The sequence below is a fragment of the Candidatus Pelagibacter sp. HIMB1485 genome (genome assembly GCF_052048055.1).
Taxonomy (GTDB): domain Bacteria; phylum Pseudomonadota; class Alphaproteobacteria; order Pelagibacterales; family Pelagibacteraceae; genus Pelagibacter.
Map to the genome: position 1 here is coordinate 490,934 of NZ_JBNAIN010000002.1, position 14,582 is coordinate 505,515.

The 14,582-nt window shown below is 27.8% G+C and carries 10 protein-coding genes; 2 read left to right on the plus strand and 8 right to left on the minus strand.

Translation table 11 applies throughout. The annotated features are described in order from the left end of the window. From ACTTA4_RS05050 to ACTTA4_RS05080, 7 genes are all read right to left on the minus strand, one after another. Positions 1-2,652 (minus strand): FecR domain-containing protein, encoded by a 2,652-nt coding sequence (locus ACTTA4_RS05050; protein WP_440633787.1) that lies wholly within the window; start codon positions 2,650-2,652, stop codon positions 1-3. Further along, positions 2,652-4,016: a hypothetical protein gene (locus ACTTA4_RS05055; RefSeq protein ID WP_440633788.1), complete on the minus strand. Its 1,365-nt coding sequence runs from the start codon at positions 4,014-4,016 to the stop codon at positions 2,652-2,654. Before ACTTA4_RS05055 ends, ACTTA4_RS05050 begins: the two co-directional genes overlap by 1 nt. A 110-nt stretch (positions 4,017-4,126) precedes the next feature. Further along, positions 4,127-5,608 carry a FecR domain-containing protein gene (locus ACTTA4_RS05060; protein ID WP_440633789.1) on the minus strand — a complete coding sequence of 494 codons (1,482 nt, stop codon included), beginning with the start codon at positions 5,606-5,608 and terminating at the stop codon, positions 4,127-4,129. Beyond that, positions 5,605-7,227, minus strand: a complete 1,623-nt coding sequence (locus tag ACTTA4_RS05065) for a hypothetical protein (protein ID WP_440633790.1) — start codon at positions 7,225-7,227, stop codon at positions 5,605-5,607. The genes ACTTA4_RS05060 and ACTTA4_RS05065 overlap by 4 nt, the downstream gene beginning before the upstream one ends. Beyond that, the gene (locus ACTTA4_RS05070; RefSeq protein WP_440633791.1) at positions 7,220-9,253 is read right to left on the minus strand and encodes a CHASE2 domain-containing protein; all 2,034 of its coding nucleotides are present in this window, start codon (positions 9,251-9,253) and stop codon (positions 7,220-7,222) included. Before ACTTA4_RS05070 ends, ACTTA4_RS05065 begins: the two co-directional genes overlap by 8 nt. Beyond that, a complete protein-coding gene (locus tag ACTTA4_RS05075; protein WP_440633792.1) occupies positions 9,244-10,191 on the minus strand; it encodes a LysR family transcriptional regulator in 948 nt (315 codons plus the stop codon). Before ACTTA4_RS05075 ends, ACTTA4_RS05070 begins: the two co-directional genes overlap by 10 nt. Before the next feature lie 99 nt (positions 10,192-10,290). Next, entirely contained in the window at positions 10,291-11,127 is an 837-nt protein-coding gene (locus ACTTA4_RS05080) for an AAA family ATPase (RefSeq protein ID WP_440633793.1), read from the minus strand. 45 nt (positions 11,128-11,172) lie between these two features. On the opposite strand from ACTTA4_RS05080, the gene ACTTA4_RS05085 reads away from it, so the two are divergent. Continuing rightward, positions 11,173-11,805 carry a hypothetical protein gene (locus tag ACTTA4_RS05085; protein ID WP_440633794.1) on the plus strand — a complete coding sequence of 211 codons (633 nt, stop codon included), beginning with the start codon at positions 11,173-11,175 and terminating at the stop codon, positions 11,803-11,805. Then, positions 11,805-12,863, plus strand: a complete 1,059-nt coding sequence (locus tag ACTTA4_RS05090; RefSeq protein ID WP_440633795.1) for a putative zinc-binding metallopeptidase — start codon at positions 11,805-11,807, stop codon at positions 12,861-12,863. Before ACTTA4_RS05085 ends, ACTTA4_RS05090 begins: the two co-directional genes overlap by 1 nt. Here the strand turns inward: ACTTA4_RS05090 and ACTTA4_RS05095 are convergent. Further along, positions 12,860-14,557 carry a tetratricopeptide repeat protein gene (locus tag ACTTA4_RS05095; RefSeq protein WP_440633796.1) on the minus strand — a complete coding sequence of 566 codons (1,698 nt, stop codon included), beginning with the start codon at positions 14,555-14,557 and terminating at the stop codon, positions 12,860-12,862. The two genes, ACTTA4_RS05090 and ACTTA4_RS05095, sit on opposite strands and share 4 nt — an antisense overlap. Positions 14,558-14,582: the final 25 nt, after the last annotated feature.

Below are 14,582 nucleotides of genomic sequence, written 5' to 3' on the forward strand. Positions count from 1 at the left end.
CTAATCTCTTCCAGTTGTTGAAGATCCAGATATTTGATTTGTAGTTCCATCAGCATCTTTTGTTTTAACAGTTACAGTAGTTGAAACCGAGTCTGCAAAAGATTTTCCTGATAAATTTTCAAAATTAGATTCAACAGTTACAAAATAATTTACACTACCACCATCATCATAACCACTTGCAGGTAAGGTTTTGCTTATATCACCCGTCAAGGAAGAATTTATATCAGAAACATTACCGCTCATATCTACTTCAAAAGATGAGGCTGGTGTAGCATTTCCTGAAGAGGTAGAGTTATAAGTGATATCTTTATCAATAGTAAAATCTCTAGCTGCCGCACTTCCTATTTGGACATCACTAGCAACAATACCTTGATTTATAGTCCTTGAGCTATAATTAATTGTGTGAGTAGGAACAAATGATCCAGCAGTATCACCAGGACTATCTACAGCGCTTGCCGCGTCTCCTCCTGCAGTATCTACATAAAGTGTAGTACTTGTTCCAGTAAATGTTTCTGTACCACTAGATTTAGTGTTTAAGTCAGAATAAGTTGTTGTGCCTATACTATAACTGTCAGTTTCAATTATAGATGTATCGAAGAGTTCAATTTCGTCTCCATAAGCAAGATCTAGATAACCTCTTAAAGATAGATCAAAGATAGTCTCGGTTTCTTCTGTTTTCTCCTCTGCCAACAGATCTTCTTCAACTCTACTTTCAGCTATAATTTCATTTGCACCAATTTCAATAACTTCAGTTTTTATTTCAGCTAGTGCAACTTCTTGAAAAGCAGCATCTACTTCTGAATATATCTCATTTAACTGACTATCAATCTCTGAATAAAGTTGATTTATTTCTTCTTCTGAAGCCCCATCTTCAATAGCCTGATCTACTCTTGAATATAATAAATTTGCTTCTTGATCAGCTTTTTGCACTAATTCCTCTGCTTTTTTTTCTGCTTCATAAATTTCAGGAAATTGTTCAGCAAACTGTTGTTCATATTGTTGATCCACTTCCTGCCAAGCAATATCTGCTTGATCTTCTTCAACAAAAGTTACACTTCCATCTAATTGAAAAATTGGAACCAATCCTTCATCAGCTGCGTTTGTCCAATTTTGTGCATAATCGTCTGTATTAAATATAAAACTTTCTTTTGTCTGATTAAATTCTTCATTAGTAAAAACATCTAATCTAATTTCATTTGATAATTGGCTTTCAATTGATGCTAAACTAAATACTTCTGCAGATTGATTAACTTCAGATATTACATTATCCATTTCAAAAATAATTTGATCTAATTCCTCTGGAGAGGCACCAGATATTAGTGCTGTCTCAAACCTTTGATTTAATTCCTCCATTTGAGGATCAATTTGCTGTTCAAAAATTTGACCTCTTTCAAGATCAATTGCTATTTCGTTTTGACCTCTTAAGATTATTTGCTCAGGTATAAAATTTTCAACAATACCTCCATTATTAGCAATGTTTGCAAACTGAGGTTTCAAGTCAATATCTCCCATTTCTAAAAATACAACATCACCAGTCTGGTCATTAACGATGGGTACTTTAATGTCATTTAGTCTTGCGCTAAATTGATTTAATTCAGTTGGAACAAAATCTACATTTTCTATCCTTGCTGAAATTAGCATGACTTTCTCAAGTTCATTTTGTAATTCGTTTGCAAAAAAATCATCTGCCTCTGGAGAATTAATATCCAGACCCTCTGGTAACTGATTTTTTACATCTTCTGGAATCAGGGATCTTGGTATATTTTTTCCGCTATTCAAAAAAGATTTTCCAAGTAATTGAGCGGTGATACCTCCATCATCTTTAGACAATGCTGTGACTAAAGTGTCTACAACAAGATCACTTAACTCTTCATCTTCTCCAAAAATTTCATCTTGAATAATTTGTTTAACTTCTTCATTTTGTTCATCTTCGTTTTGTGCAACTAAAACTTCCTCTGTATTTTCATTTTCTGTTACTTCTATTTCTGGCTCTATTTCAAGCTCTTGGAATTTTTTTAATTCATTTTGTGAAACTATTACTGGTTGTCTTGGAGGAGTATTTTGATTTACTTCCGTAAATAAATAAGGTTTATCTAAAAGAACTGTTCCAGCAGCATTAGAAACTTCAACAGCTCCAGGTCTTAATCCAAGTGAATTTTTAGGTCCTGGTCCAATTAGTAGTATTTTACTTTTTGAGGTATTTGCATCTACTGAAGCTTTGAATTCAGTTCCTCTAGATCCTATTGTCCCTGCTGGGGTTTCAACTATTAAATTTTCAGGGTTTTTTTCAGTAATTTTTCCAGTTAATATTTTTACACTACCTGATTTTATTGTTGAAAGTAGTTTACCGTCGGTAGTTTCTGGATCGAAAATAAATTCATCAATAGTCAACTCAGTTCCAGACCCAATAGTCATCACAGTTTGATCTATGAATAAAATTTGAGATTTTCCTCCATTTTTAGTGACTAAAGTGTCTCCAAAATAAACAGAGTCTCCAACATTTAATTTTTTTCCATCTTGATTAAATGCATCACCAACCACAAAACCAATAATTCCAATTTCTTTAGCTAAGGATGAAGAAATACTAAATAAAATTGATAAGGTGATAGATAAAATTAACTTCATTGAAAAGATTTTATATGTTTTTTTCATTAAAAATATATTCTTTTTGTTAGACCAAAATTAAAAGTTTTCTTTTCATAATCGTTTTGAAGCCAGTTACTATTGTTGTTAGTTTCAGACAAAGACAAACTATAACTGAATGAATTTAAATTTTCTTTTATTTTTTGAGAAGTTTTAATAAATTTAGTTGAATTAAAAAGTTGACCCAAACTCCCATTCAAAGAAATAGAATAGTTTTCTACATTGTCATTTCTAATAATTGATGGATGAATGAAACTATCTATTTGATTGTATTCTTTGTCAGTTTTTGAATAACTTATTCCAAAACTTCCAATTGGAAAGTTATTTGAGTAAGAAATTGTTAAAGAGTCATCTGTTAGTCCGTTGTAATCGGCAATTGCTTCAGTTTCATTAAACGCATATTTTAAAGTTAAAGATTGTCTATCACTAAAAAGATATTGATATCCAACGTTCAAACCTGCTTTAAATGTATTCGACTGTCTTTTAGATGCATTTGAAGGATTTTGATTTCCTCTTGTCTCAGTCAAAACTAAACCAGAAAGAATTTTATGGTTACCATAAATATTATAATTGTTATTCAAACTAAAATTTCTTGAAATACTGTCAGCAGCTCTTCTTGTATTAGTATCTGTAAGAGAAAGAGATCCATTGAATATATTTTTTTCAGAAAAATTACTGTAACTAGCTGAAAATGAATTTGTATCATTTTCGTCTGAAGTACCTCTATTTTGTTCTGAGCTTGAAGTTCCAATAGATAGGTTTAAATTTGAGTTATTATTTATTTGATAAGTTGCACCTAACAAATAATTTATTGTTTCAATATTATCACCTTTGACTCCAGTCATATCTACAATTGCTCCAGAAGAATATTTTGTTTGGGAATTAGAAATACTTCCTACATTAGTATGTAGTGCTGTTTTCCATCCAAAATCTTGATAAAAAATCCAATTTGATTCTGAAATTTGAGCTTGATCTTTTCTTTTTTGCTCAGCTTTGTTTACAACATCTCTAGCTTGTTGCATTGCTTCTTTTTTTGTTTCATTAATTTTCTTTTTATTAATATCATCAAAAACTTGAGTTACTCTTCTTTTTGTATTTTCATCTATTTCATCAGATTGTCTTATTTCATTTACCAGTCTCAAAACTTTTTCTGTACTGTCTGTCTTAACCGCAATTGATAAGAGATATAATTTAAGATCAATATTTTCTGGATATAAAGCAGTTAATCTTTCTAAAGTTGCAATTACATTTTTAAAATTTCCAAGTTTTTCCTGTTCTCTTGCATATTTTAAATTTAATTTTAAATCAGTAGGATTGTTTAAAATTTCTTTATACTCAACTTCTGCTTTAACATTATGAGCAAACAAAGACACAAAAAGTATAATTATAAATTTTAAAATTTTTTTTTTTATGATAAACACAAAGTTCAAAATACAGACCTTAATTTTTATTAATTAAATTTAAATATACTTTTTATTATATATTAATTCCTAGATGGCATAATTCCAGTCCTTTGACCATCTATTGTATTTTCTGTATCACTTGCATCGTCATTGTAGTCTGTAACATTAAGAGCAATTGTAGCGACAGAACCTGTTGAAGGGTTTGGTGATCCATTCATTTGAACATTAAAAAAGTCTGTCGCAGCATCAGCATAATAATTTCCTGCTGCAGAAGTAAAATTTGATGGATCAAAACCTATCTCACCTGATTTAGTTGTAGAGGCTGTGGTGCCATTTGAATTATCAATACTAAATATTCCGTTATTTGTTCCCCACATAGATGTTGTAGCCGTCCCATTTGAATAATCAGTTGTAAAAGAATAACTAAAATCTACATTTGCATTTCCATCTAAACTTAGAGTTCCTGAATATGTATTATTGATTGTTTGTGATGCAAAATTAACCGTTGTTGTACCACTAAAAGTTCCTGAACCGGTTCCTTTTGTTGCCGCCATATTGATATTGTTTCCAGTGTAGGTATAAGTTCCTGAAGTGATACCTTGAAAGTCTCCATAATTTGTATCACCTAAATTTGTACCACCATAACGTAAAATATAAGCAAGGCCGTCACCTCCTTCAGCGTTTGCCATTGCAATCTGATTTTCTGTAGTTTCATTTTCAAATTCTGCTTGCAAATCTTCACCGACAAGTTGAGTAATGTCCACACCTAATACGTCAGCTATTTGATCAAATGTTAATCCTCCATCACTTAAGTTTAGAGCATCTGTTATCAGCTCTCCTATTATTTCATTTCCTGTTATTTGTTGGTCGTCAAACAATCCTTCTTTAATAGCATTTTCAAAACTTTGAGCATCTAAATTTGCTTGTATATCAATAGCGTCTTGAAATTGCTGAAGTTGCTTTTGTGTAATTTCTACAGGTGGCGTTGGAATTTGATTAAAAGTTAATTCTGTAAAAGAAAAAGGAGTATCAAGTATTACACTTCCAAGCTCATTAAAGACCTCAACTGCACCTGGTCTTAATCCCAAAGTATTATCCTCACCTGGTCCAATAAGTAGAACTTGAGCATTTTCTTCCTCATCAACTATGGTTTGAAATTCAGTTCCTCTAGAACCAATAGTTCCTGCAGCAGTTTTTACTTCTAAGTTTTCTGGATTTTTTTGGTTAATTAAACCACTTAAAACTTTAACACTTCCTTTATTTAAAGTAGTTAAAAAATTTCCATCTAATGTATTAGGGTCAAATACAAATTCATCAATTGTAATTGAGGTACTTTCACCTATAGTTAAAACTGTTTCATCTAAAAAAATTATTTGTGATTTTGATTTACCATCAGATATAATTTCATCACCAAAATATACTTTGTCTCCTGCTTGAAGGATTTGTCCTTTTTGATTTGTTATTTTTCCAATTGAAAGTGAAATTGCTCCTATAACTTTTTCCTCAGCAAATAAATTATTTGCTAAAAATAGAGTAACAAAAATAATAAAAATTTTTTTCAAAACATTTGCCTTTTAGTCAATCCAAATTTGATTATTTCCTTGTCATAATCATAATTTAAAATATTTGATTGTGAACTTATATCAGAATAAGAAATATTATAATAAACATTATTCAAATAATCATAATTTAAAAATTTTTCTAAATTTCCATTAAGAACCAAACTGTTTGTTGTTATTTCATCATCTCTAATTTGGTCACTTTTCACAAAAGTGTCTGCTTTATCATATTTATTTGAGTTTTTAGAATGTGATACTGTATAATTTAAAAATCCAATTTCACCCGAGGTAGAGATTTTATAATAGTTATTTTCATATCCATAAGAATCTAGCCTAGCATTATATTCATTAAAACCTAACTTAAATTTAATATTACTTTTATCTTCAAAAAAATATTCGTAACCTGTCGATATTCCAAAATATGAATTATTTTTATTATCAGCAGAAGCGAATGTTGTGTCAGTCCTATAATCTGTAACACCCAGGTTAGAGGATATTAAAAAATTTTGATTTGGTTTAGTTAAGTATCTATTTTCTAATGTCATATTGTAAATGACATTCTCAGCATCATTAACAAATTTATTGTTATTTATTGAGAAATACCCTGAAGTATAGTTTCTTTTAAATTGTTTATTATAATTGACAAACAAACTATCTAGATCATTTTCTTTATTTTTATCTTTGTTTTGTTCAGTTATATTTTTGCTTAAGCTTAAACTTAAATTTGCAGTATCAGAAAGTTTTTTAAATGCTCCGCTTCTTACAAAAAACTCATTATATGTGTCATCGTATATTGTATTTGCAGCATAATTACTAATAGTATCACTAATGAATAAAGTTTTTGAGTTTGAAACAGTATTCACGTTGTCTTCTTCAAAAAGGTTGAAACCAAAATCAACATATTTAACCCATTCATTTTCATTTTTTGGTTTTTTTTGATTTTCTAAGGATTTAATTAATGAATTTAATTTTTCTCTAATATCAGCAGTTAATTTTTCACTTTTTTGAATATCTTCAATAATTGCTTTTGTCCTTTCTTTTGAGTCTATTTTTAATGATATTGATAACAAATATAATTTTAGATCGATATTTTCAGAGTAAAGATCAGATAATCTCTCTAAGGTAGCAATAACAGTCTTGTAGTTTCCTAAATTTTCTTGTTGCTTTGCAAATTTTAAATTTAATTTTAAATCTGTTGGGTTATTAAGTATTTCAGAATACTTTATGCCACCCGATTTGTCGTTAGCCATAACTATTTGATCTGTTGTTTCAGATTTACTCTCTACAGTATAAATTTTATTTATTTTATCTTGGATATCTTGAGGTATATTTTTAAATTTTTTGAGTTCATCGAGTATTTTTTTTGCGGATAATTCGTCATTATTTTTTTCATAAAGGTAATATAGTCTAATCTTGATTTCTAATTCTTTAGTATAATTTTCATTTAATATTTCTAAAACATAAATAGCCTCATTAATTTTTCTATCCCGCTCTTGATCAACAAATTTTAATGCTTGTTTTAGGTCACTTGGTTTGTTTAAAATTTCACTTAAAAATAATTCAGCATATACGTTTGTTGCTGAAAAAATTAAAATTAGGATAGAAAATATTTTTTTAGTCATGTTTAGAAAATCCAGAAATTATTAAACACGTAATATCATCTCTTAAAGGCTCGCTTCTTTTAGTCAATATACTGCTTAAATGGTTAATAATTTTTGATGGCGATCTAAATTTATTGTTAACAATTTCATTTTCAACTCCTTTTGCCTGTAGCTCTTTATTATTTTCCAAGTATCCTTCAGTAACACCATCTGTATAGATTAATAAGTTTTTATTATTCAAATCTATTTCACTAGTTTGAAAAAAATCATCATTGTCCATTTTCATAATTCCAAGAGGAGGGAGAGTAGATTTGTAATACTCAAAATTAAAATTGTTATCATAGATCATTATTGGTTCATGACCTAGATTTATATATTCAATTTTTTTTTCATTTATTTTATATTTTCCTATCACTGCAGTAATAAACATTCCTTGATATGAAGACTCAGCAACTTGGTTATTTACGTATCTTGCTATTGTTGAAACAGATTTTTCAAGTTTTGCCATGGATCTAAATACTGCTGCTGCACTTGCCATTAATATCCCTGCCTTCACACCTTTTCCAGAGACATCTGCTAAAGTAAAGTAAAACTCATTATCTGAAATTTTGATATAATCGTAATAATCTCCAGAGACGTCTCTTGCAGGGACATTTTTTGCACAAAGAATATTTTGATTCTCAAATGTATTGGGAAATAATTTTTTCTGAACTTCTCCAGCTATTTCTCTCTCCTTCTTTAAAATTATTTGTTTTTTTTCGTTAGCTATCGCAATTTCATTTTCTTGAAGATATCTAAAATATAGGGTTAAAAGAAACAACAAACTAGAACCCATTATTGTATAAAGGACATCTACAAAATAATTAAATTGATATAATATTAAGCTTGTTGACATAAGAGTTAAAACAACCCCTATAAAAAATAGTATACTAAATTTTGGATTAACTTTTCTCGGAATTATTAAAACTAAAATCAAAGAAGTTAGTAAAACAATATTTTCAATTATATCAGTTAATAAATTTTTTATTATAAAATCATCGTTTACTATATTTTCTATTGCATGTGCATGAGTTTCTACCCCAGGTATTACTTTGCCATTTGGTATTTTAACAAAATCAAATAAACCTTGTGCTGAACTTCCAATTAAAATTATTTTATTTTTTATTTTATCTTTAGAAATTTTATCATTTAGTACATCAACTGCAGAAACATAATTATTTTTATTAAATTTTTTGTAATTTATAAAAACTATTGAGTTTGGATCTGTATTTATTGAGTATTTTCTAGTTTTTATTTGTTCTATGCCGTTATTGCTTGATTTAACCAAAATGCTTTTATGATTATGAAAAAGCCTTAAAGTTTCTAAGCTTAACGATGGCCATACATCATTATTGATTTTTAATAACATTGGCAAAGATCTCAAAACTCCATCATCATTGTCTAAGTATGAAATGTTTCCAATACCTTTAGCTTCATTGTTCATATGTTCTAATGAGGTAATTTTGTTTTTAAACTTATAAAGATATTGTTCGGGATCCATTCCTCTAGTTATCAAGTTCATTTTTGGTTTAGAGTTGTTTAATTTATTAATCTTGGAAATATCCCCCAAAACTGGAAGAATTATATTTGAGCTTTTGATTGCTTCTATAAATAATTTATCAGAATCTAAAATATTATCTTTCTCAATATTGAACTCTTCAAAAACTCGAATAGGATTTTGTTTGTCTGCTTCACTAAAAAAGAAGTCAAACGAAATAACTGATGCATTAAGATCGTTTAATTTATAAACTAAATTTGCAAAAACATCTCTTCTCCAAGGAAACTGACCTATATCGTTTATACTTTTTTCATCAACATCAACTATTAGCACATCGTTAAATTCTGTTTCTTCATGAAATATAGATTGGTAAATATCATAAGAAATATTCTCAACTCTTTTGACAAAGCTACTGTCTTGAATTTTAAAGGAAACTAAAAGAACTAATATAATTAATCCTAAATATTTTTTTAAATTTGAAATTGAACTGAAAATTTTATTTATAACCATAAAGCATTTTTAAGAGCTTCATCAGAAGTGTTGATTGTATTTTTGTTTTGTTTGTTTTGTATGAAAAAAATTTCCCTATTAATTGAGGGTTTGCTTATTTTTTTAAAAAGTAATTTGTGATCTATTGCAACACTTTCAGGAATTATAGCTACCCCTAATCCACTTTTTACACATGCTGAAGCTGTAGTATCACTATTTGTAAATATGATATCTCTATCATTACTATTTTCTTTCCTAATCTTAATATTTTTTTGAACCTCGGAATAACCTGGAACCACACCCTTTCTTCCTAAATAGTCATAAAAAAAGAATTCACATGTATTTCGAAATATATAATTTTTCTCTTTTCTTATCATTTCAATATTTATTTCTTTTAGGTTTTGAAACTTATGACCTTTATAAAATGCTACACAGAATGGATCAGAATAAAGATTTGATTTTAAAATGTTTTTATCTTGTGTATCTATACAAGTAATAGCAAAGTCAATTTTATTTTGTTTTATTAAGTTAATCATTTCAAAACTATCATCCTCAACAACTTTAATTCTAATATTTGAATTATTTTTTTTTAATAACCAAAGAATATTTTCTTTATGTGAGTGTGATAAGGTAGCAGGGATTCCAAAAGTAATTTGATTTACTATTTTAGTTTTTTCCTCAATTTCTAATGATTTTATATTTTCTATGATTTTATCATTAAAAGATAGTATTGACTTTGCATTTAGATAAAAAATTTCTCCTTCTTTAGTTAATAAGACGCCTTTTTTTGTTCTAGTAAATAATTTTTTTTTTAATCTATTTTCTATAATTTTTATCGCTCTTGTTATAGATGGTTGAGCAACATTTAACTCTGTGCTAGCAGATAGAATGCTACCTTTGTCAGATACTGTTATAAAGTACTTTAAAAATTTAGGGTTTAAAAAATCTTGATTGGACATAATATTATATAATTTTTATATATAAAAATTACTTTAATATATAATTATTTTAATTTTAACAGTGATTTTTTTTATAAATATTTAAAATAGTCCTTTTTCCTATTTAAAGTCTTCAATTGTATTTTCTATGTCTTCTTTTTTAATCATCATTAAATCTAATTTTGTTTTATTATTTTTTTCAGCTAGTCTAACTGATTGATTTTGAATACAGTCTTCAAAAAATCTTCTTAAATCTCTCGCATTTGAATATCTCTCACCAGTAACCTCAATTATTTTTTTACAAGCGTTTTTAATTGAATTGCTTGCATCGTTTGCTACTACATAGCTGTTCTCTCTACACATTTTGTAAAAAATTTGATAAAGCTCTAATTCATTATAGTCATCAAAAATTATTTCTCTTTTAAATCTTGATACTAAACCAGCATTACTATTTATAAAATTTTGCATATTTTTTTTATAACCGGCAACAATTACTATCAGTCTATCCCTATAATCTTCCATGTATTTTAGCAATTCATCTATAGCTTCTTGACCATAATCATTTGGATCTTTCTTGTTGATCAGGGTATAAGCTTCATCAATAAACAACACATTATCTATTGCTTGGTTGAATTTATCTGCAGCTCTTTGGGCTGTTTTTCCTTTTTCTGCAACAACTAAATCGCTTCTTGTAACTTCAATTAGTTTACCGCCATGTAATAATCCTAGTTCTCTGTAAATTTCTGCAAGAAATCTAGCAACTGTTGTTTTACCAGTTCCGGGGTTTCCAGAAAAAATTAAATGAAGAGTTAAAGATGGACCTCCTTCAAGTCCTTTTTCTTTTCTTTCTTTAGAACTTTGAAGGTAAGCAACAAGTTTTTTGACCTCATCTTTTACTTTTTTTAAACCTGGAAGTTTATTAATTTCTTGAATAGTTGATAGATTTACTTCACTCATTGATTTATGTTTAATAATAGTTAATTATTATACACTCTTAAATAAATGAAACTATTTATTCAAATATTTTTATTGCTATTTTTAATTAATTTTAATGCAATTTCAGGTGAGTCAGGTGATTTACCTGGACAAGAAGAAAATAAACCAGAAGATATGTTTGATAAAAAAACTGAAGAGCAAGAAGGTTTGGATGTCTCAAGTCTTACAGAATTATTAAAACCAAAAAATACTGACGTTTTACTTCCAAAAAACCGTCTAGATCAAATATTTAATCAATTTTTTTTAGCGGAACTCAATAAAGATCAACTAAAAATAATTGGAGAGTGTGAAAAAAGTTTAGTAGATGGTAATTGTTTTGTAGTAGAGCCAAAAAAATTATCAAATCATTTTAACAATTATTTTTTTTATACGAATTCTCAAAATCAAGTTTATTCAATAATTGTTTTTAATAATGAAAAACAAGGAGACTTAAATAGTTGCAAAGATAAAATTTCTTTATGGAAAGATTATTTTAATAGTTTTGATTTAACAGAAAAGGAACCTAATGATAATTCGTTAAACTTTGTTTTAACAGATGCCCCTCAAAAAAATAGTTTAGAAATATTTGCATCTTGTTATTCTGAAAAATTTAGAGATATTAAATCAAGTTTTAGTATAAAGTTTTTCAAAAATGTTTAATGAGATTTTGGGTTATATTTTTTTTATTATTTCCAAATAATCTATATGCCGGAAGCATAACCGCGGATGTAAAAAAAGCTTATAAGGAAAGAGTAGAATTTGTAAAAAAATACATTTCTACGATAGAAGAAAATAGAAAAACCAATAAAAAATTTAGAGGCAGTGTAGTTGAGTCCGTTTCAGGTAGATTATATACGATGTGGGGATCTTTACCTCAAAATCAATTAGACAAACAAGCATTAGAAAGTTGCAAAAAAGACGGTGGAATTGATTGCCTAGTTCGATTTAGAACACTAGAGAAAAATTTAAAATATAACAGATATGCAAAATATATTAACTCAAAATTGAGCTTAAAGGTTTTAGGTGAGTATATTAAATCAAAAAAAGTTTATTCTTCAAAAGGAATAGATTTTTTGATTAGTACAGAAAATTTTAAAAACAAAAAAGATTTTTTTTGTGGACAAGTAAAGTCTAATTATGAGGATATTACCAATAATCTAATAAAAGAAATAAGTATTTATCCAGAATCTTTTTTACAAAACTCAGGTTTAAAATATGTAATGATTTGTGAAAAAATAACTGACAAATCATTAGGATTTGAACCAGGTGGTTTGGCGCCAGGACATGTTGATCAATCGCCAGGAGTTTTTTATTTAAATTTGTCAGTCGTTAATGAAATTAAAGACTTAAAAGCAAAAAAAAATTATATTAGACTTTTGTTCCATCACGAATTCTATCACATTGTAGATTCAAAATTATCATTAATGCAATTAGATGAAACTTGGGAAAAAATAAATAAAGTGGATTATTCTAATGATTTAATAACAGGGGGTATTGGAATAGATACCTCGGTAGAAGGATTTATCTCAGGTTATGCAAGAAATAATTCTGCAGAAGATAAAGCAGAATTATATGCATTCATGATTGCTCAACATAAAGAATTTAAAAGAGCTATAGCCAAAGACGAAATATTGTTAAAGAAATCAAAATTAATGATCTCTAGGCTAAAAAGCATTTCAAAAGAAATAAATAAAAATTTTTGGAAAAATTTAAATTAAGTTTTTCTTAATTCGCTAATATTTTTAATTAATTCTTGACAATCTTTTTCAACTTTTGAAAAGACATCTGACCAGTCTCCTTGGACTTTTTGTCTGTAAATTCTAAAATTATCGTACCATATAGTTTCATCTTTAGAATTTAACCATCTCCAATCAGAAATTTTGGGAAGCAATAACCAAGTTTGAGTACCAAGTGTTCCTGCTAAATGAGCAATTGAAGTATCAGTTGTTATAACGAGATCTAAATATTTTATTATCGCAGCAGTATCGATGAATTTTTTTGAACCACCATCCATCAGCAAATCATAATTAACAATATTTTCCTCCAAATTAAATTTTTCAATTTCAGATACAGCTGTACCTTTTTGAAGATTTATGAATGTAGCTGATGGATTTTTTACAATGTTTTTAAAATTGTTAAGAGAAACTGAATTATTAGCAACTCTAGGATTTAAACTACTACCTTGCCAGTTTAAACCAATTTTTACATTATTATTAACTTCTATCAGCGTTTCCCATTCTAGAAGTTTGTTGTCATTAATTTTAATGGATGATGGAAAAGGACAATTGCTATTAAGATCCGGTGTAAGTAAATAAATTAAATTTTGTAATGGTATCCAATAATCATAATCATCACATTCACTTTCACTACTAATAATTTCTTCTATAAAAACCATATCCTCAAAGAAATGATGCAGTTCTTCCTGACACTGAAATATAATTTTACAATTAAGCTGACTCAATGTTTCAAGGTATCTTGAAAATTGCAAAGTATTACCCAACCCACTTTCAGCAATAATTAGAATTTTTTTATTCTCAATATTTTGACCATTCCAAATTAAACTTTTTTTATGAAGTACTGATTTAAAATTTTTATCTTCATATATTCTGTGATTATATTCTTTGAAACCTTCTTCAAAATTTGACATTGATAAAAGAGTAGTACCTAAATTAATTTTTGATTTATTAAAGTTTGGATTGAGCTCAATTGTTTTTCTATACATTTCAATTGCTTCAGAATATTTTCCAGCATTTAGTAATGTATTTGCAAAATTAAAATGCACTACATGTGAATCTGGTTTAGCTTTAATTGCTCTTTGGTGACAGATTATTGCATCTTCATATTTATGCTGTAGATAGAATAAGTTTCCAAGGTTACTTAGAATAAAATGATTGCTTGGATTGTTTATCAGACCTTGTTGATAAATTTTTATGGCTTCATCGTATTTTTGTTCTTGTTTGTATAAAGTTGAAAGACTTAAGTATGCCTTTATTTCTTGGGGTTCTATTTTAATGGCAGCTTTGTAACACTCAATCGCTTTTTCTAAGTTTTTACTTTGTTCATAGACTAGCCCTAAACTTAAATAACCATCTACATAAGTAGGGTCATGAGCTAAAAGATTTGTTAAAATTTTTTCTGCAGCAGAGTTATTATTTAATAAAAAAATATTTGTACCCAATCTATTTAGTGCTTTACGATCAAAATTTCTATCTAGTGAAGAAAAATAATACCAAATTGATTTATCAAAGTTATTTTGTTTATAATGAATATCTCCAATTAAATTATATATTTCATGATTGTTAGGATCGTGTTTTAAAAGATTGCATGCATTTTGCTCAGCAAGACCATATTGTCTATTATCTAATAATTGATAATTTTTTTTAATATTTTGAGCTACTAGAGATTTATTCATTTTTAAAACGAATCAGTTACCTAAT